Source organism: Bradyrhizobium nitroreducens (assembly GCF_002776695.1).
GTDB classification, from domain to species: domain Bacteria; phylum Pseudomonadota; class Alphaproteobacteria; order Rhizobiales; family Xanthobacteraceae; genus Bradyrhizobium; species Bradyrhizobium nitroreducens.
Map to the genome: position 1 here is coordinate 6821231 of NZ_LFJC01000003.1, position 20153 is coordinate 6841383.

Below are 20153 nucleotides of genomic sequence, written 5' to 3' on the forward strand. Positions count from 1 at the left end.
TCCTGGATGCGATCCGGGCCGCGTAGGTGCCCATTGTGGAGAGGCCGCGCTTCTCCTAGACTTGCATCACGGGGGTGTCGCAGCCTCCCCGTGAAGTGGTGATCCCACGCAAGCGCTGCTCGCTGACGTATGGAGCGAGCAATGGATGGGATCGCAATCGAGCTTCCGCTTTTCCTGTTGGCCACCTTCGCCGGTGCGTTCGTCGCCGGCCTCTCCGGCTTTGCCTTCGGCCTCGTCGCGGCATCGCTGTGGCTCTACGTGCTGACGCCGCTTCAGAGCGCCAGCCTGATCGTGGGCTTCGGCCTCCTTGTGCAGGGCTACTCGGTCTGGAAGCTGCGCAGCGCGCTCGACTGGCGCCGGCTGTGGCCCTTCATCATCGGTGCCGTCGCGGGCGTGCCGGCCGGCGTGTCGCTCTTGACCTGGGCCGATCCGAACAGCGTGCGCATCGCTGTCGGAGCGATCCTGGTCGTCTACAGCCTCTACGCGTTCCTGCGGCCGAAACTTGAGGTCGCGACCATCGTACCACCGGCCGCCGACATGACGGTCGGTTTCGTCAATGGCCTGCTCGGCGGGCTGACCGGCCTTGCCGGCATCGTCATCACCATCTGGTGCAATCTGCGCGGCCTGCCGAAGGACGTTCAGCGCGCAACCTTCCAGCCGATCGCCGTCGTGGTGTTCGCCGTGACCGCGCTTCTGCTGGGCGCCAGGGGAGGGCTCACGCTCGAGACGGCGAAGCTGTTCGTGCTCGGCCTGCCGTTCCTGTTTGCCGGCACATGGCTCGGGCTGAAGCTGTTCGGCCGGATCGACGAGACCATATTCCGCAAGATCGTGCTGGCGCTGCTGTTCGTCTCCGGCGTCGCGCTGCTGTTCTGAGCCGCAGCTCAGAACTCGCCGTGCAGTCGTCCTGAAAACACCGACACCGGGCCACGATCCGCGTTGTAGGCGGGATTGACGATGAGCTGGTAGTCGGCGGTGAAGGTCAGCGCCTTGTTCAGCGCATATGCGTAGTAGGTTTCCAGCACGCGCTCGCGGCGATAGTTCAACTGACCATCGCCGATCAGCGGACCGAGACCACCGGCGGCGATGAAGTCGCGATGGTCCTGCGACAGGCCGTTGACGGCGCCGGCGATGGCGACGACGTCGTCGGGCCGGCCCCATCTCGCTCCCTTGACGGAGACGCCGCCGGACAGGCTGCGATCGATGTCGGTGAACGCCATGATCTCGGTCCGGCCGTTGTTCCAGCTCCAGCGGCCGAACACGCCGATATCGTCGGTGATGGCTTGCTCGAGGTTGAGGGCGTAACCGTACTTGATGCGGCCGCGGCGGGTCTGGCTGATGTCGACGCCGAACGCTGGATTGTCCAGCGTCTCGCGATAGCTGCCGGAATAGGCGCTGTTGACGAAGCCGAGCGTGCGCAGCTTGCCGGGCTGACCGAACAGCGAATAGCGCAGTTCGAGCTCCCCGACATATTCGCCGCGCCGGCCGATATTCATGTCGAAATTGCTCGAGTTGGACACGGCGTCCATCAGGAAGTAGCCGCCGCGTATCGCCCATTGCTTCTGGTTCAATTCGGCGGTGGCACCATAGCCGAGGCCGAGCTTGTCGGCGGCATAGTCGAAGGCGCCGGACGCCCAGATCGACCAGTTCATGAAATCCTTGCGCGGATCGTGCGCGTAGGAATTGCCGTCGAACACGTCGACCACGGAGAATTTTCCGACCTGCAAGGTCAGGCGCGAGACGTCAACCTTGCTCGCGAGCTGAAGCTGGCCGCTGGCAAGCTCTTCCTGCTCGCCGCCGAAGCCGAAAGTATGGCGCACGAACAGCCGGGAGGCGTTGAAATGCGGATAGGGAAAGCCGGACTTCTGCGCTTCGCCGTTGGGGAAGCCCGCGGCGCCCGTCGTGTTGTTGAAGCCAAAGCCCTGCAGCAGCTCGGGATTGAAATAGACCTCGCCGCCGTCCCACAGCCGCGCGTTCAGATAGAGCGAATTGCTCCAGGTCTGCTGAAAATCGGGCGACGGAAGCAGGCTGTTGGTTCCGGTATAGGGCGCACGGAACGCGGGGTAGCCCTGTCCCAGCACAGTCGACTGGCCGTGAATCTCCCAGCGGTTCGACTCCGTGTCGGTGATGTCCGACTTCGGATTGTAGGTCGGCACGCCCGGCCAATCGATCTTGCGATTGAGGCCGATCCGCAGGCTGTGAAAATCCATCGACGATGAATATTGCCCGCCGGAGGGAAAGGTGACGCTGGCGTTCTCGAACTTGCTGTAGAGATATTCGAGCCGCGTGGTCCAATGCGGCGCGAAGGCGTATTCGACGCCGCCGCCGGCGGTCCAGCCGAACCGCGTGTGCAGCACCTTTTCTTCAATGCCACCCGTCGGCGTCGACAGAAAGCGCTCACCGGTGAAGGCCGCGCCGCCGGTGGCATAGAGCAGCCAGTTGCCGGTGGCGTAACCGAGCCGCGCGCGCAGGCTCGCGACATAGTCCCAGCGTTCCTCCGCGCCCGACAGCGCCGTCGCCGCCGATGACACGACGTGGTTGGAAGGCATATAATTCGGAAACGAGATGTCGCCTTCGACACCGAGCAGCAGGCCCGAATGGAGGCGCCAGTTGTAGCCGGCCTGGACGCCGCCGGTTGCGCCGGTGAAGACGTTGTTGTCGGTTGCGAGCGTCGGATCGGTCAATGTCGCCGCGGAGGTGCCGCGGGTGACGCCGACATGGGCGCCGATATAGAGGCCGGTCCAGTCATAGACCGCCTTCAGCGCCGGCGCCTTGAGCGGCAGATCGGCCGCGCGGCCCGTCGCGGGAACAGCCAGCACGCCCGAGGCGATCGCCGCAGCTGTCCGCAAGTACCTGAAACGATAACGCCTCAACGTCACGACGCACGCCCCCAAACGCGAATGTATCCCACTCGCCGCAGCCGACATCCCTGCCGGTTCGCAACGATTCTGTCATCAGGTCCTTGGCTGTTCACGCGATCGGTCGAGATGATCTCGATCCGACGTGATTTCTTCCCAAGCTCCAGATCCTGTTGCGAACATTATTGCGATTAATTCGCAATAGCAACTGGCGCGCTTTGCCGCACGGAACGGTTCGCACTTCGGTGTGACGGGCCTGCAACAATTCCAGCGAAGCCCGAAAATGAATGACCCGCCCGGGGGGACAACCGGGCGGGTCGGGGCACGACACGGGGTGGATGAGGCGCCCGTGTCGGACGCAGGATCCACTTAGGAGATCGGCCTCAGGTACTCGGATCAGTAGCAGCTACGAACGCGGCCGACGTACTGGCCGAAGGCGTTGTACTGGGCGACCCAGCCGCAGCGGTGATAGCCGTAGTAATAGGGGTCGTTGCTGGCGGCGATCGCGGAGCCGACGACGGCGGCGGTGGCGATGCCGGCGCCCACACCCCAGACCCAGCCGGGCTGCTTGGCTTCGGCCGAGGTGGTGGTGGACGCGATGCTGCCGGTAACGGCGAGAGCAGCGAGAGCGACGGCGGCAATCTTGGTCTTGATCGACATGTGAAACTCCATCCGGGGTTGAGGCGGTCCGTTGTGGCCCGCGTGCCCAATTGGACGGCGGCTCTTCCCGTCCGGTTCGAATGCGGCGTTTCGGCTTCCGGGCTGAGGAGTTTTCGCTAATGATTATAAAGGGATGCGGGCTAGCCGAGCGGGCCCTTGGCGAGCCTGTTCACGTCGAAGTTATCGACCTCGCCGAGCAACTCGCAAAAAGCCGTCGCCCCGCGATCGATCAGCTGCTCGCCCTTTTCGGCCACGGCCAATGTCGCATTGCCGATCGCGCCGCTGACATGAAGATCCTGCGCCTGCCAGGCGAACGGTGCCGGGCGCTGCGTCGACAGCCAGCGATATTGCTGCTCCATCGCGATGCTGCTCGCGGGAAAATCCGCGATCGCATCCTTGCGCACCTGCTCGGGATAGCGCGCCAGCATGATCGAGGTCTCGACGGCGCCACCGTGAATGCCGTGGCGCACCTCTTCCGCGGGGAACAGGCTGTCGGCGCCCGACAGCCGCGACCACGACGTCGTCACCACGAACAGCTTCTGGTGCGCGCGAAGGTCCTGCGCCACCAGCATCATGGCCGCGCTGTTGCCGCCATGGCTGGTGACGATGACGAGCTTCCTCACGCCGCGCCGGGCAATGTCCTCGCCGATACCAGTCCATCGCCTCAGCGCGGTTTCAGTCGGCAGCGTCTGCGTGCCCGGATAGTCGATATGCTCGGTGGAGATCCCGACGGGTTCGACGGGAAGAAAACTGGCCGGAACGGCGTCGGGCAGAAGCTCGCGCACGCGCCCAAGATACGCGTCGGCGATCAGCACGTCGGTGGCAACAGGCAAATGCGGGCCGTGCTGCTCGGTCGCCGCCAGTGGCAGCACTGCGATCCAGCGCGACGTTTCCGCAGGGGACGTCTCGGCCCAGCGGATCCTGGTCCAGTCGCGGGAAGGCGTCATCAAGGTTTCTTTGCCCGAATTTGTCACGTAGTTTGGGTTATCAGGGGACGCGGGCCAGGCCGGCTCGTGTCCCCTGATGTCATCAGGTTTTATCGCGTTGGTTTGCCCCGAGCTAGACGCGATTGGGCTGGAAGCGATCGACGGAGTGCCATTATGACCCCCTCCCATCTGCGCAGAGCGTTGACTGCGAGCCTGTTGGCCGCCCTGGTGTCGGTCGCCCCGGCCCGTGCGGAGACGCTGGACAAGGTCACCTTCGGCACCAACTGGGTCGCCGAGGCCGAGCATGGCGGCTTCTTCCAGGCCGTCGCCGACGGCACCTACAGGAAATACGGGCTCGACGTCACCATCGTTCCGGGCGGGCCCAACGAGAACAACCGGATGCTGCTGATCGCCGGCAAGATCGATTTCTTCATGGCCGCGAACACGCTGATGTCGTTCGACGCGGTCGCCAACAACGTTCCCGTCGTGACCATTGCCGCGATCTTCCAGAAGGATCCGCAGGTGATGCTGACGCAGCCGGATGCGAAGGTCAGCAAGATCGAGGACCTCAAGCCGCTGACGCTGTTCGTCTCCAAGGAGGGCATGGGCAGCTACTTCCAGTGGCTGAAGTCCGAATATGGTTTCAGCGAAAAGAACGTCCGCCCCTATAATTTCAACCCCCAACCCTTCATCGCCAATCCCAAGAGCGCCATGCAGGGCTATGTCACCTCCGAGCCCTTCGCGGTGGAGAAGGCCGCCGGCTTCAAGCCGAACGTGCTGCTGCTCGCCGATTACGGCTTCAACACCTACTCGACCCTGATCGAGACCCGCCGCGACATCGTCGAGAAGAAGCCTGACATGGTGCAGCGTTTCGTCGATGCCTCCATGGTCGGCTGGTACAATTACATCTACCGCGACAATTCCGCCGGCAACGCCATGATCAAGAAACTCAATCCGGAGATGACCGACGATCTGCTCGCCTATTCCGTCGCCAAGATGAAGGAGCATGGCATCGTCGATTCCGGTGACAGCTTGAAGAACGGTATCGGCGCCATGAGCGACGAGCGTTACACCTCCTTCTTCAACAAGATGGTCAAGGCCGGCGTCGTGAAGCCCGATCTCGACTTCCGCAAATCCTACACGCTGCGCTTCGTCAACAAGGGCGTCGGCGTCGAGCTGCGCCCGAACAAGCCGTAGCGCAGGGTCGATGTCACCGGGCAAAACCTCGTCCGCCGTCGAGACCGGCCTGACGCATCTCGCCGTCAGCCTGCGGGGCGTGACGAAGACCTACGACAACGGCGTCATGGCGCTCGGCCCGCTCGACCTCGCGGTGCGCAAGGGCGAGTTCATCTCGCTGCTGGGCCCGTCCGGCTGCGGCAAGTCGACAGTGTTGCGGATCATCGCGGAGCTCAGCGCGCCGTCCTCCGGGATCGTGCGGGTGGCGCGCCACGAGGGCGAGGTGCAGCCGGGGCAGGTTCTGCCGGGACACGGCATCGGTTTCGTGTTTCAGGAGCCGACCCTGATGCCCTGGACCAGTGTCCGCGAAAACGTGTGGTTGCCGCTGAAGCTCGCCGGCGTGCCGAAGGCGGACGCGCGCGCGCGGGCCGATCAGGCGCTGGTCAGCGTCGGGCTTGCCGATTTCGCGGATAGCTTTCCACGCGAGCTCTCCGGCGGCATGAAGATGCGGGTGTCGCTGGCCCGTGCGCTCGTCACCGATCCGGAGATCCTCCTGATGGATGAGCCGTTCGCCGCGCTCGACGAGATCACGCGCTTCCGTCTCAACAACGATCTGCTCGCGCTGTGGCGGGCGCTCGGCAAGACCGTCATCTTCGTCACCCATTCGGTGTTCGAATCCGTCTATCTGTCGCAGCGCGTGGTGGTGATGACGGCACGGCCGGGCCGGATCCAGGCCGACATCCGCATCGAGACGGTCGAGCCGCGCGGCGAAGCGTTTCGCACCTCCGCCGCCTACTCCGATTATTGCCGGAAAGTGTCGGCGGCGCTGGCGCCGTCCTATTCGGGACAATCGACGCTATGAGTGCGCAAGTCCCCGTCACCGCCAAGCCGCCGGGCGCGCAACGCGCGATGCGCCTGGTGCTGCCCGTCATCGTGTTCGCGGCCGGCCTCGTCGCCTGGGAACTGGTGGTCCGCATCAAGGCCATCCCGCCCTACGTGCTGCCGGCGCCGTCGGTGATCGTGCTGACCCTGATCAAGGACTGGGCGGTGCTGTCGCAATCGCTCGCCACCACGCTCCTGACCACGCTCGAAGGCTTTGTCGCCGCCAGCATCGGCGGCATCGCGCTGGCGCTGCTGTTCAACCAGTCGAAATGGGTGGAATATTCCCTGTTCCCCTATGCGATCGTGCTCCAGGTCACCCCGGTGATCGCGATCGCGCCGCTGCTCCTGATCTATCTGGAACAGCAGACCGCGGTCGTGGTCTGTGCCTTCATCGTCGCCTTTTTCCCGGTGTTGTCCAACACCACGCTCGGGCTCAATTCGGTCGATCGCAACCTCGCCGGCCTGTTCCAGCTCTATGGCGCATCAAAGCCGCAGACACTGCGCTTTTTGAAGCTGCCCTCGGCGTTGCCCTACATTCTCGGAGGCTTGCGCATCGCGGGCGGTCTGTCGCTGATCGGCGCGGTCGTCGCCGAGATTGCGGCGGGAACGGCGGGCGCCGGCTCCGGGCTCGCCTACAGGATCGCCGAATCCGGCTATCGATTGAACATACCCCGCATGTTCGCCGCGCTGCTTTTGTTGTCGCTGGCCGGGATTGTCATCTATGGGGTGCTGGCGCTAGTTTCCCACCTCGTTTTACGGCGCTGGCATGAGAGCGCTCTTGGAAAGGACAACTGATGGCTGCCGGTTCGATTTCGTCCGAAAAGATCGACCTTCTGATCTATGGGCCGATGCGGCCGATTCTCGAGAACGGGTTTTCCGATCATTTCGTCGTGCACAAGGCCGAGACGCGCGGCGACCTCGAGCGGCTGACGCCGGCGATCCGCGAGAAGATCCGCGGCGTCGCCGTGACCTATCATACGGTCCGTGCCGACAAGGACTCGCTGTCGCAATTGCCCAAGATCGAGATGGTGGCGAGCTTCGGCGTCGGCTACGACCATATCGACGCCAAGTACGCGGCCGAGCACAACATCATCGTCACCAACACGCCCGACGTGCTGACCGAGGAGGTCGCCGACGTCGCGATGGGCCTGTTGATCTCCACGCTGCGCGAGTTCATCAAGGCCGACCGCTATGTGCGCTCCGGTCTCTGGCAGACGCAGAACTATCCGCTCAGCGTCGGCTCGCTGCGCGACCGCAAGGTCGGCATCGTCGGCATGGGCCGGATCGGCCAGGCCATCGCGCGCCGGCTCGATGCATCGCTGGTGCCGGTGGTCTACCACTCGCGCAACCCGTCCAAGGACGTCTCCTACAAGCACTACCCTGATCTGATCGAGATGGCGAAGGCGGTGGACACGCTGATGGTGATCGTGCCCGGCGGCGCCTCCACCAACAAGATGATCAATGCCGAGGTGCTGAAGGCGCTCGGCCCGCGCGGCGTGCTGATCAACGTCGCGCGCGGCTCGGTGGTGGACGAGCCGGCGCTGGTCCAGGCGCTGAAATCCGGCACCATCCTCGCCGCCGGCCTCGACGTGTTCGCGGCCGAGCCCAACGTGCCGGACGAGCTCAAGACCATGCAGAACGTCGTGCTGCTGCCGCATATCGGCTCGGCCTCGGTGGTGACGCGCAACGCGATGGACCAGCTCGTGGTCGACAACCTCAAGTCATGGTTCGCCGGCAAGGCACCGTTGACGCCGGTCGCCGAAACGCCGTTCAAGGGGCGCGGATGAGGAATCTTCGGGTCGTTGCATCCGCCGTCGCGGCCCACTTGGCCGCGATCGGCGCCGTCGCGGCCTCCTTGGCCGCGATCGGCATCGCGCATGCGCAGGATGCGAGCAGCCTGAAGAAATCGATGCCCGGGCAGTGGGAGCTCTCGACCACCGAGCGCAGCAAGACCTGCGTCGTCACCATGAAGGCCGATGCTGCGGGCCAAGGCTACAAGCTGGAGCTGGAGCCGGCTTGCAAGACCGCGCTGCCGTTCACCAAGGACATCGTCGCCTGGAGCGTCAGGGGTCTCGACATCGTCCGCCTGCAGGACGCGACCGGTGAAGCCGTGATCGACTTCACCGAGGTCGAGGCCGGCATCTTCGAGGGCCTGCGCCAGGGCGAGGGCGTCTACATCCTGCAGGATCTCGCCGCAGCCCGCTCGATGGCCAAGTCGATGGACCAGATGATCGGCGACTGGGCGATGGTGCGCGGCAACGGCCAGCCGGTGTGCGGCTTGACGCTGACCAACACCGAGGCGGCGCCGGACAATTTCCAGGTCTTCCTCAAGCCGAAATGCGACGCGGCCATCGCCCAGTTCAACCCGACGCAATGGCGGCTCGAGCGCGGCCAGATCATCCTGATGTCGAAATCAGGCGGGACCTGGCAGTTCGAGGCCGACGACAACGCGCAATGGCGGCGCGTCCCCGACACCGCCGATCCCCTGATCATGCTGCGTCAGTAGGCGGCCCGACATTCGCTGCGCCGAATGCCGCCGCGCGAAGGCGGAACCTGCGGACCGGGCATCTCGTTGACGGAAGAGGTGATTTCGTTGGGAGATCCGGCATGGCCAAGCGCGTCCTCGCGATCGGCATCGAACCCGGCAGTGCCGACTACAGCGCATTCCCGCAGCTGACGCCGGAGCTCGTGCGTAACTACATCGAGGCGCAGCTGTTGCGCCTGCGCGATCTCGGTTTCGAGGTCACGAGCTGCCTGATTGATCTCGATGCCACCGCGGAAACCGGCGTCACTGCGGCCCTGCGCGACCAGCGTTTCGATTGCATCGTGATCGGTGCCGGCCTGCGTGAGCCCAAGGAGCGCCTCGTGCTGTTCGAGAAGGTGCTCAACCTCGTCCACCACCTGGCGCCTGACGCCGCGATCTGCTTCAACACCAATCCGGCCGACACCGTCGATGCGGTGCGGCGCTGGATCGAGCCCTGAACGCCGGCCCTTGCTTCGGCACTGGCGAGCCGTGGTGCTGGGCGACGAGCCATTTGCCGTCGAGCCGAACAGCACTCCTTTGCGATGGCTCAATGACGGCGGCCGCCGCCCGGAGTAGATTTCCTTCGATTATCGTGCCGGCCGCCAGTTCCGAAATTCGGCAATGGTGCCGGCTTTACTCTGCCCCGGGCGCTACGCAGGTGTGCCGGCAAACTGGAGGATTCGGAATGCTTCGCGGAATTGCTCTTGGACTTGCAGCCTGTCTCGCGGTTGCGGTAGCCATGCCGGTTCGTGAGGCGGTGGCCCAGGACGCCATCGGCGGCGCCATCATCGGCGGTATCGGCGGTGCGGTCGTCGGCGGCGCGATTGGGGGAGGCCGCGGCGCTGCCATCGGCGCCGTCGTCGGTGCCGGCACGGGCGCCGCGATCGCCTCCGAAGGCGAGCGTCGCCGCTCCGGCTACTACGCCTATCAGCGCGGCTGCTACATGCAGCGGCCGGATGGATACTACGTCCGGGTCCATCCGAGATATTGCTATTGAGCGATCGGGCTCAATTGCATCGTCCGACGGTGCCGCTGGCGGCGCCGGCCTCGAAATCACCCGGCGCGATCGCGTGCCCGTCGAAGAGCACGCCGATCTGGTTGCCGATTCCGAATTGCTCGGACCCGCGGCGGCGTTGATTGAGTAGCTGGACGATGTTCCACTCGTCGTGGGACCCGGCGCTGAACGTGACCGCAGCACGCAGTGCATAGTAGTTGCGAAAGCCGCGTTTGCTGAGCCTGCCGGCATTCACGGTCTTCATCAGATCGGGGTCTGATCCAAGCCGCTGATCGAAATAGGCCTCGATCCTGTCCGCATCGCCCGCGCCGGTGAGTCCGAAAAACTGTGCGAAATCGGTCGGACCGGCGAAGTAGAAGAAGTCGATGTCCTCGCCATACCCTCCGCGCCCCTCGAGGATCTGGGTCCACATATACATGTAGTCCGCGCCCGTGGCCGTCTCCGGCAGATTGCCCTCCGCGCCCGGATTGAGAACCCAGGTCGCGGACGATCCAAATCGCTGCTCGATCCGCTCCTTGGTTCTCTGCGCCACATCCCGGTTCACACCGAAATAGCCGCCTCCCAGCGTCGACAGCGGGATGCTCAGATAGCCGGTCATCCTGCCGGCCGCGCGCTGGTCGGCGAGGAGTTGTCTGACCCTTGCGACATTGGCGGTGATCGCGTCCCGATTTGCCGCCGTGACGCAATAGCACACGCCGGTCAGGGTGCAGGCGGTGGTCTTTTCGACAGGCGTTGGCCATATGCTGTTGAGGATCTGCGCAAGACGCGCGCCGCCCTTGGCGAGCTGATCGTGCTTCAATTCCGCCTGCTTGGTCGCATACGCCGCCTCATCGTCAACACGCACCTGCCATCGGCCGTGATCCGCGGCGGCGAAGCTCAGGCCGGCGAATGCCGCGTGCGAGACCATGACCGTCTCGCTTGCCCAGGTCGCCGCAAGCGCGTCGACCGGTCCCGGTGTCTTCCCGACCGCTTTCGCCTTCTTGATCAAATCCGGACTCGCATTCTCGCCGAGGTCTTCCGCAATCGCGTCCCACTGGCTGTGCAGATTGTTCTCGGCAGGGCCTAGCAGGTTGCCGCCTCGCGTCTCGGTCGCGGGATTGAGGCCGCCCTGGTCCGGATTTACGAGCTGGCCGGACTGATCGAGGTAGACGGCGCCAACATGCAGCGGCTGGTGCAGATCGCCGACGAAATGCGCCAGCAACAGCAACGCTTCCTTCTTGTCGCGGATCGAGAACGGCAGCGGCGCCGGCTGGCCGCGAAGGACCGAAATCGCGGCGTTGATGGCGCCAACGATATCGTGGTCGCTGGTGCCGACATAGCCGCGCTTGTAATCGTCGTGCTGGATGGCGACGTCGGCGAAATGATAGGCTTCGCCGCAGCCGTGCCCCTTCGCGGCTTCGCAATCCAGCCAGTTGCGCGAAACATAGTCTTCCATGCGCGCCGTCTCGGCCGGCGTCTCGAAGGTCGTGCAGGGAATCCGATATTCCGGCTTGGTCGGCGCGTAGCGGAAGGTGCCGTCGGGCAACCGCGCCACGCTGCGGACGCAATCGGCCCAAGGGGCCGCGACGCGGAGCTCGAAGCCGAGAATGTTGGCGACCTGCTGCCGCGCGTTGGGACCGAGCAGTTGATCCGCAATAGCGCCGGTCACCTCGTGGCCCTGATAGGCCCAGGCGAAGGCGCGTTCGCTGAAGCTGATGAAGGCGATCACGGCAATGACAAAAATCCGAGCGGCCATGGACTGTCTCCAGAAATGAAGCTCCAGAAATGGGCGGCCGGAAAAGCGACCACACACGGCGCGGCTAACTCTGCAATGACACTACCTTACATCGTGCGACGAAATTATTGCAATCGAAAGCGATGCGCCCCCCCGGCTTTCGCTAGATCAACCTCAACCCGCGCAAGCTCGCATGTCCACCCTTCCCGACGATGATGTGGTCGTGCACGGCAATCCCGAGCGGCCTTGCGATGTCGATGATCGCCTTCGTCATCTGGATATCGGCCTGCGAGGGCGAGGGATCGCCGGAGGGGTGGTTGTGCACCAGAATGCTGCGCGTCGCATCTATCTGGTTTGATTGCGATTTCTGGCGCGTACCCGAAAGAAAGGGACGCGAAGTGGGGACGGTATATCGTGAGCCGGCGTGATGCTCTCGATTGCGCACATACGATAATGTAGCGCAGATTTCGAGCGCTTGCGATCATACGGTAAGTCAGGATCGACAGCTCGATCGTCTCCGCACGCGCTGGCAGGCACTCCGAATGAAGAAGCAAGGCACAAAGTCGGTCGCTCGCCGCACGCTCAAGCTGCGCATCGAATTGATCCCGAAGCCGCTCTGGCAGCACAATCTGCGATCAGGCGAAGGTCTCGGCAAAGCGCGGTGGGACAAGCTGCGTCGCGCGCTGGTCAAAGAACACGGCTCGCGCTGCGCTATCTGCGGCGGTGTCGGGAAGCGACTTAACGGTCACGAGGTGTGGGACTATCGAGAGAAGAAGACGGTTGGGATCGCGGTGCTTCTGAGGGTCGAGATCGTTTGTGTTGATTGCCACGACATCCACCATTGGGCGCGCACAACCAAAATCTTCGAGGCAGGCGATATCACTGAGGAGAGATACAAGTATCTCAGGCAGCACTTTCGGACGGTCAATGGCTGCCGTCAGGAAGTTTTCGACGATCACTTTCTGCAAAGTGTCCGAGTTTGGGAAGCACGGTCTAAGAAACACTGGAAGATCGATTGGGGCGAGTTTGCCCCTCTCGTGGAGCAAGCGAAGGCGGCTCGGAGTGTATGGACCGAACGCAATCCCGATCACGACGACTACTTCAATGCGGGGCCTGGCCATCATATGCCGAGTCGATGCCCCGACTGCGGCGTAGTTGGAAAGCTGGCGCCGATCGAGCCCGACCAGGACCAAATGAGTGAAGGTGAAGAAACTGAATATGAAGCCGGAATGTGGGGCTTCGCTTTCTGCCGTGCCTGCCAGTCAAATATCTTTTGGCAGGTCTAGCGGCCAGCGGACTCAGCTAGCGCATTTCTACCGGTCGTCCCACGTGACCGAAAGTCGCCGAAAGTTGTATCTGGAGAGTTGTACCACCTCGACAGCAGTGAGTTGACCGTGCAAACTCTTCAGCGATTTTCGGGGGAGGGAGCTATGCTCAATAGAAGGGCTTTTCTGGCGACTGCTGGTGTAACGCTGATCAGCGCTCCAACGACTTTACGCGCTCAAACGACATCCAGCAAAAAGCTCCGCATCGTTGTCGTTGCCAATCGCAATCACGAGGCGGACGGTCTGATGGCCGCGCTTTGCAACCAAATGGCTCATAATCCTAACCTCAGCGCTCCGTACAATGTTGATTGGCCGCGTTGGCTGCGCGTTCAAACCAACCCGCCCACCCCGGCCAGGGATCCCGGAACACCGCGGTGCTTAATCGACGTGTTTGCGTCCGCATCTGCGACGGCGGCTCCAACAGCAACAATGGAGATTTGGTGCATCGATGACCTTGCTGTCACGGCCGGTGATAGCGGCAAGAAGGTAACTGCTATGAAGCAGATCACGAACTATACGAAGCCGGCTAGTGATCCGGATGGGGTTATCGCTTTTGGTACCGGCGGATATCCGGGCGATGTCTCGAATGACGGATGCTCCACGATAGGCGGTACGATCTTCATCCATGATGCTTCAAATGGTGCCCCCGGCAGTTGGTCTTGGCCCGGTCATATGGACTCGCTTATTCCGAGCAAGACTCCTACCTCGTTCTTTTCGAGCGTGGCCGCTGATCAAAAAACGCTAGACGCGATCAGCCTTGAAATGATCAAACCGAAAAATAATCCCGCGAACATTCTTCAGCTCATTATCGCACCCGATGCCGTCGCCGTCAGCTCAGTCAACGAACCGCCTCCCTACTGCGACGCTGACAAGAACTCGATAGCGAAAGCACAGCAGGCGGGAGCCCCAAATGTAACGTCTGTTGAAACGACGCACGGGGTCATACGCTCCATGTGGGATGCACCGTTCATGTACGTCACGGCCGTCCCAAACCGGGTGTGCTACTTTGATCAGGAAGCCCGGAACGTCTATGCTCAGGAGTTTCCCTCCTCACATAACGCTGGCGTTGCGCTGAAATACGTGATCCCGTATTTCGTTAGCGCTATTGCCCAGTAGTTTGGCCGATGAGCACTCGCGGTACTTCGCTGCTGTTGAATTGTTGATCTGGAATAGGTCGACGCTTGGGAGCAGTTTGCGTGTGCTCGCACGCGATCTTTACAACTCTTTACTCCTAACCGCGTCGAGTGCCTTCGATGCTCGGCATGTCACCGTATTTTTTTGATCCCAAGCATCAAGTTCATTCGTTGGATACAAAACAGCTTTGCCAATCTTCACGAAGGTTGGACCAACCTTCATCGCTCGCCAATTGCGAAGAGTGCCAACTGAAACGCTGCCACGATACCTTTCGGAGACTTCTTCGGCGGTCAGAAATTTTTTGTCGGACATCAATGTCCCCCTAGGGTTGCCAACAAAACCGATCACTTTCGAGAACGCCAAAGAGGGCCAATCATGCTCATGTCCTGTCTGATGGAACAGCCGCACGTTTGCACGTCTGTTGGAAGGGGAGGGTTGCCGCCGTCGCGAAAACGGATGCTGCGGGATAGAATAAGCAAACGTCGGTAGCTGTGTGCATCTCGGCTGGTACGGGATCCGGAGCTACGAAGCTGATGGCCGGATGTTCGAGGAGAGCAGAATGCCCGCACTTGGCGGGCATTTAAAATAAGCCTTATCCTTTTGTGAACAAAGGAGAATGTCAAAGTCTCTTCTGGCGATACCAACAAAAGTACCAGCGATCATCGGTTCGTCAGGCTTATGAAGGTCCTCCGATCCCAGATATCGGCAGTTTCTGTCTCATAGGCCAGACCTGCCTGAATTTCTTGGGGCGGCGCGAATCTTTCCATGAAGGAGAGAGAGAGAGAGAAGCCGTGAGGTGACCGCACGGTATGGGCCGTCAGGTGCGCCTCTTCAACTGTATCGATCCCTGGGTGTTGCGATCAGTCCAGTAGTGACCATTCATTTTTTCCGGTGGAGCGCCTACAATGCGATAGCGGAACGCGCCGTAATGTATTTCGGTTTCGTTGCCGCGGGCGTGAATATTAGGGTCACTCTGATAAACTCCAATGAATTCGTACGCACCGTCATTGTGACGGATCAGACGTCCTGCGAGCTGAAAAGATCTGTTTGTATTGGGTTCCTGTCCCGTTTCTAATCGAATCGATAATGACGAGTAGGTTTGCGTGATGGTGGCTGCGCCGGTAATAGCCTTGTTCTCTCGCCCTCCTTCTTCCAAGTACGATGACAGCAGTTCGGCGGTCCATTCGCCGGTGAGATCAGGCGTTTTGTGAAAAAGCCTGAATGGCCACCACCGCCATAATGCTCGGTCGAAAGCGGTCAAGATCGCGGTGACTATCAGAACCGTAACCGAAAATGGCTTGGCGTACTGCCAGGATAGGTCTACTCCGAAAAACCAGAGGGAAATCCCCCACACAGAGGCGGCCACGATTATGATCACAGAGATCGAAAAGCCTGACGGCATGCATGAATCTTATGACTGAGGAAATGGACATCGAGGTAGTGCTTCGGAAGGTACATTCTCAGGGCCTTCCCCGCTACCCTTTACTGGTCGTCTTCTTCACGGGAGGTGAAGAGCCGCCAGACTGTGTTTCGATGCTTCGCCTGCCGATGCCGAACGGAGGTTTTGCTTTCGGTGAGGACTTCGGCAACAGAATCCAAGAAGCAATGGCGAGCAATGAAAGCGCCCACGATGGAGCCGTTGCATTTGGCCGTATAGGGGTTTCCGACGCCTACAAGTGCGCAGGATGGTCGTACCGCATTGTCGCAAGGCAAACGCCCCATGCCGCAGAAGCAAACAGAGGAGCCGCCTACAATAGTGCGATATCTTTGTCGTTGAGTGCCGGTGTTGATCGGGTTTGCCTGTTTTCTCGCTATGAGCTTGAGGTCTTTTCCGGCGGGAAGCGAGCAGTCTTTCTGAAAGTTCGGTAGCGTCGGGCTGCTGAAGGATTTCGGGCTCCAGTTCGACGGCTTCGATCTCATTTCAGCTGTGGCGGCGGTACGGAAGCATCCCGAGATCGTCGACCGTTGGGCTGAGGACGAAGCTCCATTCACCCCTGCCGATCTTTTCCTGCGTGATCTGATAATTGTCCCTGAACGTGGCAAAGTCTTCTCCGACGCCCATCACTGCCTCCCAACAGGACCTTGCCTCGGCCCGCGTTCGAATATCCTGATCATGTCGTGCCTGCTCCGGATGGCTGGCTTGACGCAATCTGCGCCGCTGGCGGCTGCTTGGCGGCAAATTTGGCCTCCTGAAACTTCACGTGATTGGCCAGGTTGTCCGGCGAATAATCCATCGACTCGTAGAAGTGCGGGACGCGTTCGGCGGCCGCCCGTTTGTAGACCGAGGGATGCAGCACCGCCTGCGGATCGATGTGTCGAAGGCCCTTTGGCCAACGGAATATCCAGAGCCACGGCGGCTCCCGTTCGTCGTGCTGCGGTCCCAGCGGATCCGGGCGAACTTGTAAGAACAACTGGTTGATCTTGATGCCGTGCCCGGTCGGCCCGGTTTCGTCAGGCAAGTTCATGGCCGCATGCGTCATCCACTCCAGCGAAATATCGGACAGCCGGGATTCGTTTTCCAGGTAGCTGCCGCCGACGTCGGAGTGGTTGCCAGCAAACCATATTTGCTGCAGCCAATCCGGATCGCTGTCCTTGCGCGGCGGACCTTTATTGCTTTTGCTGCCCCACTTGACGATCGCGAAGTCCGCGCGGTTCTCGTCGATCGACAGCGCGTGCCGGGCGTATCGGACTTCATTATCCAAGTGAGGGTCGTAGAATTTCATCTTCGGTGACGTGAAGTGCAGCGTCTGCCAGAACGAATAGTCCTTCAGTCCCGTCGCATAACGCAGATGGGAAACCACGTACCAGATGCCGGCGCCGGCCAGCGCCACGGCGGTCAGCAGCCAAAACGCCGCCCAGAACGGTAACAGGATTGATAGCAGCCAGCTCAAGAGCAATATGAGGACGATCGCGCCGCCGAACATCGCCGCCGAGAGCCGATAGCTTCCTAACGATGCGACGGTATCGAAGACGCCGATGAAGTAAGGGTTGGCGTTCGGCAATCCCGCTGTATCGGACTTGTATTTCAGGCGAAACCGCAGTGCGATGGCCTTGCGCTGGTCGACGTATTTCTCGTCCGCCGGCGAACTGACATGCTGGTAAACGTTCTTGACCGCTTCGCTTGCGATCTTCTTGACGGATTTCGCGTCTCGACGCAGTGGCGTCTTTCCGTCTCCCATTGTGGTCGGCACCCCGCACAGCGACAGCACCGCGGCAAGGCATCGCACGGTGTAGGCCCCCCTGGAGAAACCGATCACGAAAATCCGGTCGCCGGATTGCCACATGCTCAGGATCGCCGCGTAGCAGTCGACGATGTTGGTAGTGATGCCCAGCCCGGTCGCGAGACTGAAGAGATTGTGCAGCCAACGATAGGCGCGAATGGCGAACAACGCGCCTTCCGGCGGCATCGAGCCGAGACCGGCATCGTAGTACGTCACCTGTTCGGCTGGATCGATGGAGGTGTCGGGACCGCAGCGCGTGGCGCGGTACAGCTTGTAGACGTTGCTGCGGCGTTCGTCCGGGCGGAGACCGCCGACCTGGCCGGTGCCGTCCGAGAAAATGATGATGTTTTTAGCCATCGTGCCCCCGCGCGACCATCAGTGATAAAATTTCGGCGCCGGCGGACGGTGCGCCAGCATCGTGATGACTTGCGGATCGTTGCTGAGCGCCTGGTAACAGCCGTCAGCCATGCCGAGCAGCGTTTGGCGGCGACTAGCGGTCGCGAGGTCAAGCCCGAGATCCGAGACCTGTTCGTGCGACGGCTGCGCGTCGAATCGAACGTAGCGCGGGCCGAGCTGATGCTTCAGCATGAAGTCGACCAGTTGCTGCTGGGAGGACAAGATGGTGGAGATCAGCCGGTTGTTTTCGAGCCAGAGTTTTTGCCCGAAGTTGCGGCCGAGCGAACTCGGCAAGGAAAATTTGCTGGTCGTGGTGCCGATGCTGAGGACACTGATGTCCTCGATCTTCTGATTTAGGAAATGGATCGCTTCGTGCACGGCGCACATGTCCGGTGCGTTAGCGACAACGCCGCCGTCGATGAAGTTGCTGTTATCGATCTTGGCCATCGGGAAATAAAGCGGGGCCGCCGCCGTCGCCATCGCGACGTCTGCCGCCAACAGCTTGCAGTCGTTCATGAAGTTGGCGTGATGCGCCGTCTTGAACATCTGGACGCTGCCCTTCGTCATGTTGACGGAAGGAATCAGGAGCCTGGTCCGGGCGTCGCCGAGCCGGGTGCTTTTGCCGACGACCTGCTCGATCTTCTCCCTCAGGACCGACCCGTCATATTTGGGACCGCGCCATTGAGACCAAAGTGCCTTCCATTTTGCCGGACGCCACCTGGGCGGCTCGCCCCTGGTGAAGATTTCCTCGCCATGGTCGAGAAACATCTTCTGGATCGATTCCGCGCTCTTGCCGAGACCTAGGCCCAGGGCGATCACGCCGCCGATCGAGGTCCCGGTGATGAGGTCAAAGCAGTCGCCGATCGGTCTTTTCGCCTGCTGTTCGAGCTTTGCCAGGATGGCGCTTGTGAACAGGCCACGATAGCCGCCGCCGCTGAGCGCAAGTATCTGAAAAGACATGGCAATTTATTTCCCCAGAATGTTTCGCCGCGAATGGTTGCAAAAATCGGACATGTTTACCATATCGATGTTCGATTTATGTTCTGCAAGTTTTTAACGACTCAAGATAGGATTGTTTAACCGCGCGGTTGTGCGACTGGGTGATGGTTCCCCGGGTCAAATCCTCCCTCGGTTTCATGAGGAGAAGGATTCGATGGCCAACGTATCTGGACTACTCTACCGCGGCGGCGAAACGCCGTCATTTCTGGACAACCTGCAGATTACCGAAGCCTGTCATTCGGAGCTGAGGGCGGCGCGGACGAAAGTCCGGCAATGCCTGCGCGCGGAATTCACCAAGGCCAGCAAGGCCGACGTCGGTTTCACGGTCCGGCCGCGCTTCTTCACCCAGGGCAGCTTCGCCTACAGGACCATCAACGACCCGGCGTGGACGCCGCCGCAGCAGATGGACCTAGACGATGGCACTTACTTGCCGATGACTTTCGTTCAGGGGGCGAAGCCCTCGGTGGCCGCCGCAGCCTTCTTCACGATCGTCGACCGCGCGCTGCAGGCGCTGGCGAAGGTCGAGGGTTGGATCTTCGTCAAGAAGCCGACCTGTGCGCGCCTGATCATTTCCGAGTATGCGCACATCGACGTTCCCCTCTACGCGATTCCCGACAAGGAATTCAGGCTGCTGGAAAAGGCCGCACAAGCCAGAACCTTTGACGGCGCGTTCGACGCCCGGGCCGACAGCATCGACCGTTGGGATGCGCTGCCTTCCGATTGCGTGCTGCTGGCACACCGTGAGGAAGACTGGGTGGCGTCGGATCCGCGCCAGATCAACGACTGGTTCGTCGGCGCGGTCGACGTGTACGGAGAGAGGCTCCGCCGGATCTGCCGCTACCTGAAGGCATGGCGCGACCATCACCGGCCGCATCTCGACCGCGTTTCGTCGATCCTGTTGATGGTCTGTGCCTGGAAAGTGTTCGACGATTTCGGCCGGCCGAACGTTCCGGCGCGCGACGATGCGGCGTTGCTCTTGGTTGCCCGCCGCCTGCCCATCTTGCTGGCCGGCCCAGTCGAAAATCCGACGGACCCCGAAGAGAAGGTCGATGCCCGCCTGCCGGATGCCGACAGGCGCGTTGCGATTGCGATGGCCGAAGGACTGGCGAAGGAACTGGGTGAGATCGTTGAGAAATGCTTCGACCCGCAAGAGGCCGTAACGCGCCTGCAGGCGTTGTTCGGCGATCGCATTCCCGATCGCCCCGATCTCATCGACGTGACGAAGGCAGCCTACGCCGAAGTGCGATCTCACGACCGACGAATCTCGGCCGCACCTGTCGTCGGCAAGTCGACGAGTGCCTGACAGGCGCACGAAATCGATTGGGC

The 20153-nt window shown here is 61.6% G+C and carries 21 protein-coding genes and 1 pseudogene; 12 read left to right on the forward strand and 10 right to left on the reverse strand.

Going from position 1 to position 20153, the window contains the following annotated elements:
* Nucleotides 1-141: 141 nt before the first annotated feature.
* Nucleotides 142-873, forward strand: coding sequence for a sulfite exporter TauE/SafE family protein (locus tag TSA1_RS32415; protein ID WP_100179877.1), 732 nt, complete (start codon nucleotides 142-144; stop codon nucleotides 871-873).
* Nucleotides 874-881: 8 nt separating this feature from the next.
* Here the strand turns inward: TSA1_RS32415 and TSA1_RS32420 are convergent, their stop codons facing one another.
* The 3 genes from TSA1_RS32420 to TSA1_RS32430 form a co-directional block, all read right to left on the reverse strand.
* Nucleotides 882-2846 carry a carbohydrate porin gene (locus TSA1_RS32420; RefSeq protein ID WP_174719356.1) on the reverse strand — a complete coding sequence of 655 codons (1965 nt, stop codon included), beginning with the start codon at nucleotides 2844-2846 and terminating at the stop codon, nucleotides 882-884.
* A gap of 405 nt (nucleotides 2847-3251) precedes the next feature.
* Entirely contained in the window at nucleotides 3252-3515 is a 264-nt protein-coding gene (locus tag TSA1_RS32425) for a hypothetical protein (protein ID WP_174719176.1), read from the reverse strand.
* Nucleotides 3516-3655: 140 nt separating this feature from the next.
* Complete coding sequence (locus TSA1_RS32430; RefSeq protein ID WP_100179880.1) at nucleotides 3656-4462, reverse strand: creatininase family protein; 807 nt, start codon at nucleotides 4460-4462, stop codon at nucleotides 3656-3658.
* A gap of 153 nt (nucleotides 4463-4615) precedes the next feature.
* On the opposite strand from TSA1_RS32430, the gene TSA1_RS32435 reads away from it, so the two are divergent.
* The 7 genes from TSA1_RS32435 (at nucleotide 4616) to TSA1_RS32465 (ending at nucleotide 10020) form a co-directional block, all read left to right on the forward strand.
* Nucleotides 4616-5638 (forward strand): ABC transporter substrate-binding protein, encoded by a 1023-nt coding sequence (locus TSA1_RS32435; RefSeq protein ID WP_100179881.1) that lies wholly within the window; start codon nucleotides 4616-4618, stop codon nucleotides 5636-5638.
* Nucleotides 5639-5648: 10 nt separating this feature from the next.
* A complete protein-coding gene (locus TSA1_RS32440) occupies nucleotides 5649-6479 on the forward strand; it encodes an ABC transporter ATP-binding protein (RefSeq protein WP_100179882.1) in 831 nt (276 codons plus the stop codon).
* Complete coding sequence (locus TSA1_RS32445; protein ID WP_100179883.1) at nucleotides 6476-7294, forward strand: ABC transporter permease; 819 nt, start codon at nucleotides 6476-6478, stop codon at nucleotides 7292-7294. The genes TSA1_RS32440 and TSA1_RS32445 overlap by 4 nt, the downstream gene beginning before the upstream one ends.
* Nucleotides 7294-8286 (forward strand): 2-hydroxyacid dehydrogenase, encoded by a 993-nt coding sequence (locus TSA1_RS32450; RefSeq protein ID WP_100179884.1) that lies wholly within the window; start codon nucleotides 7294-7296, stop codon nucleotides 8284-8286. Before TSA1_RS32445 ends, TSA1_RS32450 begins: the two co-directional genes overlap by 1 nt.
* On the forward strand, nucleotides 8283-9005 hold the full coding sequence (locus tag TSA1_RS32455; protein WP_100179885.1) for an AprI/Inh family metalloprotease inhibitor: 723 nt from the start codon (nucleotides 8283-8285) through the stop codon (nucleotides 9003-9005). The genes TSA1_RS32450 and TSA1_RS32455 overlap by 4 nt, the downstream gene beginning before the upstream one ends.
* A 101-nt stretch (nucleotides 9006-9106) precedes the next feature.
* Entirely contained in the window at nucleotides 9107-9481 is a 375-nt protein-coding gene (locus TSA1_RS32460; protein ID WP_100179886.1) for a hypothetical protein, read from the forward strand.
* A 227-nt stretch (nucleotides 9482-9708) separates the two neighbouring features.
* Complete coding sequence (locus TSA1_RS32465) at nucleotides 9709-10020, forward strand: YMGG-like glycine zipper-containing protein (RefSeq protein ID WP_100179887.1); 312 nt, start codon at nucleotides 9709-9711, stop codon at nucleotides 10018-10020.
* Between the two features lie 10 nt (nucleotides 10021-10030).
* Here TSA1_RS32465 and TSA1_RS39420 read toward each other — a convergent pair whose 3' ends face one another.
* Together TSA1_RS39420 and TSA1_RS32475 are read right to left on the reverse strand one after the other, a co-directional pair.
* Complete coding sequence (locus TSA1_RS39420) at nucleotides 10031-11773, reverse strand: S1/P1 nuclease (RefSeq protein ID WP_161497293.1); 1743 nt, start codon at nucleotides 11771-11773, stop codon at nucleotides 10031-10033.
* A 142-nt stretch (nucleotides 11774-11915) separates the two neighbouring features.
* Nucleotides 11916-12095, reverse strand: a pseudogene (locus TSA1_RS32475) (JAB domain-containing protein); the annotation flags it as partial.
* Between the two features lie 199 nt (nucleotides 12096-12294).
* On the opposite strand from TSA1_RS32475, the gene TSA1_RS32480 reads away from it, so the two are divergent.
* Nucleotides 12295-13038, forward strand: coding sequence for a hypothetical protein (locus TSA1_RS32480; protein ID WP_100179888.1), 744 nt, complete (start codon nucleotides 12295-12297; stop codon nucleotides 13036-13038).
* Nucleotides 13039-13182: 144 nt separating this feature from the next.
* Nucleotides 13183-14193: a hypothetical protein gene (locus tag TSA1_RS32485; RefSeq protein WP_145984411.1), complete on the forward strand. Its 1011-nt coding sequence runs from the start codon at nucleotides 13183-13185 to the stop codon at nucleotides 14191-14193.
* A gap of 99 nt (nucleotides 14194-14292) precedes the next feature.
* Here TSA1_RS32485 and TSA1_RS32490 read toward each other — a convergent pair whose 3' ends face one another.
* Complete coding sequence (locus TSA1_RS32490) at nucleotides 14293-14523, reverse strand: helix-turn-helix domain-containing protein (RefSeq protein WP_100181457.1); 231 nt, start codon at nucleotides 14521-14523, stop codon at nucleotides 14293-14295.
* Nucleotides 14524-15028: 505 nt separating this feature from the next.
* Nucleotides 15029-15613 carry a Cap15 family cyclic dinucleotide receptor domain-containing protein gene (locus TSA1_RS32495; protein WP_100179890.1) on the reverse strand — a complete coding sequence of 195 codons (585 nt, stop codon included), beginning with the start codon at nucleotides 15611-15613 and terminating at the stop codon, nucleotides 15029-15031.
* A gap of 23 nt (nucleotides 15614-15636) precedes the next feature.
* On the opposite strand from TSA1_RS32495, the gene TSA1_RS32500 reads away from it, so the two are divergent.
* Nucleotides 15637-16080, forward strand: coding sequence for a hypothetical protein (locus TSA1_RS32500; RefSeq protein WP_145984412.1), 444 nt, complete (start codon nucleotides 15637-15639; stop codon nucleotides 16078-16080).
* Between the two features lie 52 nt (nucleotides 16081-16132).
* On the opposite strand, the gene TSA1_RS39425 is transcribed toward TSA1_RS32500, so the two are convergent.
* From TSA1_RS39425 to TSA1_RS32510, 3 genes are read right to left on the reverse strand one after another with little or no spacing between them, the layout of a single operon-like run.
* Nucleotides 16133-16273 carry a hypothetical protein gene (locus tag TSA1_RS39425; RefSeq protein ID WP_161497294.1) on the reverse strand — a complete coding sequence of 47 codons (141 nt, stop codon included), beginning with the start codon at nucleotides 16271-16273 and terminating at the stop codon, nucleotides 16133-16135.
* A 49-nt stretch (nucleotides 16274-16322) separates the two neighbouring features.
* Nucleotides 16323-17789: a phospholipase effector Tle1 domain-containing protein gene (locus tag TSA1_RS32505; protein WP_100179892.1), complete on the reverse strand. Its 1467-nt coding sequence runs from the start codon at nucleotides 17787-17789 to the stop codon at nucleotides 16323-16325.
* An 18-nt stretch (nucleotides 17790-17807) separates the two neighbouring features.
* Nucleotides 17808-18788 (reverse strand): CBASS cGAMP-activated phospholipase, encoded by a 981-nt coding sequence (locus TSA1_RS32510; RefSeq protein ID WP_100179893.1) that lies wholly within the window; start codon nucleotides 18786-18788, stop codon nucleotides 17808-17810.
* Nucleotides 18789-18900: 112 nt separating this feature from the next.
* Here TSA1_RS32510 and TSA1_RS32515 point away from each other — a divergent pair, with 112 nt between their 5' ends.
* On the forward strand, nucleotides 18901-20130 hold the full coding sequence (locus TSA1_RS32515) for a CBASS cGAMP synthase (RefSeq protein ID WP_145984413.1): 1230 nt from the start codon (nucleotides 18901-18903) through the stop codon (nucleotides 20128-20130).
* Nucleotides 20131-20153 lie beyond the last annotated feature (23 nt).

Excerpts from the sequence above, each read along its gene's own strand:
- TSA1_RS32415 (WP_100179877.1), top strand. The coding sequence starts at position 142 with ATGGATGGGATCGCAATCGAGCTTCCGCTTTTCCTGTTGGCCACCTTC.
- TSA1_RS32425 (WP_174719176.1), bottom strand. The coding sequence starts at position 3,515 with ATGTCGATCAAGACCAAGATTGCCGCCGTCGCTCTCGCTGCTCTCGCC.
- TSA1_RS32430 (WP_100179880.1), bottom strand. The coding sequence starts at position 4,462 with ATGACGCCTTCCCGCGACTGGACCAGGATCCGCTGGGCCGAGACGTCC.
- TSA1_RS32435 (WP_100179881.1), top strand. The coding sequence starts at position 4,616 with ATGACCCCCTCCCATCTGCGCAGAGCGTTGACTGCGAGCCTGTTGGCC.
- TSA1_RS32440 (WP_100179882.1), top strand. The coding sequence starts at position 5,649 with ATGTCACCGGGCAAAACCTCGTCCGCCGTCGAGACCGGCCTGACGCAT.
- TSA1_RS32445 (WP_100179883.1), top strand. The coding sequence starts at position 6,476 with ATGAGTGCGCAAGTCCCCGTCACCGCCAAGCCGCCGGGCGCGCAACGC.
- TSA1_RS32450 (WP_100179884.1), top strand. The coding sequence starts at position 7,294 with ATGGCTGCCGGTTCGATTTCGTCCGAAAAGATCGACCTTCTGATCTAT.
- TSA1_RS32455 (WP_100179885.1), top strand. The coding sequence starts at position 8,283 with ATGAGGAATCTTCGGGTCGTTGCATCCGCCGTCGCGGCCCACTTGGCC.
- TSA1_RS32460 (WP_100179886.1), top strand. The coding sequence starts at position 9,107 with ATGGCCAAGCGCGTCCTCGCGATCGGCATCGAACCCGGCAGTGCCGAC.
- TSA1_RS32465 (WP_100179887.1), top strand. The coding sequence starts at position 9,709 with ATGCTTCGCGGAATTGCTCTTGGACTTGCAGCCTGTCTCGCGGTTGCG.
- TSA1_RS39420 (WP_161497293.1), bottom strand. The coding sequence starts at position 11,773 with ATGGCCGCTCGGATTTTTGTCATTGCCGTGATCGCCTTCATCAGCTTC.
- TSA1_RS32480 (WP_100179888.1), top strand. The coding sequence starts at position 12,295 with ATGAAGAAGCAAGGCACAAAGTCGGTCGCTCGCCGCACGCTCAAGCTG.
- TSA1_RS32485 (WP_145984411.1), top strand. The coding sequence starts at position 13,183 with ATGCTCAATAGAAGGGCTTTTCTGGCGACTGCTGGTGTAACGCTGATC.
- TSA1_RS32490 (WP_100181457.1), bottom strand. The coding sequence starts at position 14,523 with ATGTCCGACAAAAAATTTCTGACCGCCGAAGAAGTCTCCGAAAGGTAT.
- TSA1_RS32495 (WP_100179890.1), bottom strand. The coding sequence starts at position 15,613 with ATGCCGTCAGGCTTTTCGATCTCTGTGATCATAATCGTGGCCGCCTCT.
- TSA1_RS32500 (WP_145984412.1), top strand. The coding sequence starts at position 15,637 with ATGGACATCGAGGTAGTGCTTCGGAAGGTACATTCTCAGGGCCTTCCC.
- TSA1_RS39425 (WP_161497294.1), bottom strand. The coding sequence starts at position 16,273 with ATGGGCGTCGGAGAAGACTTTGCCACGTTCAGGGACAATTATCAGATC.
- TSA1_RS32505 (WP_100179892.1), bottom strand. The coding sequence starts at position 17,789 with ATGGCTAAAAACATCATCATTTTCTCGGACGGCACCGGCCAGGTCGGC.
- TSA1_RS32510 (WP_100179893.1), bottom strand. The coding sequence starts at position 18,788 with ATGTCTTTTCAGATACTTGCGCTCAGCGGCGGCGGCTATCGTGGCCTG.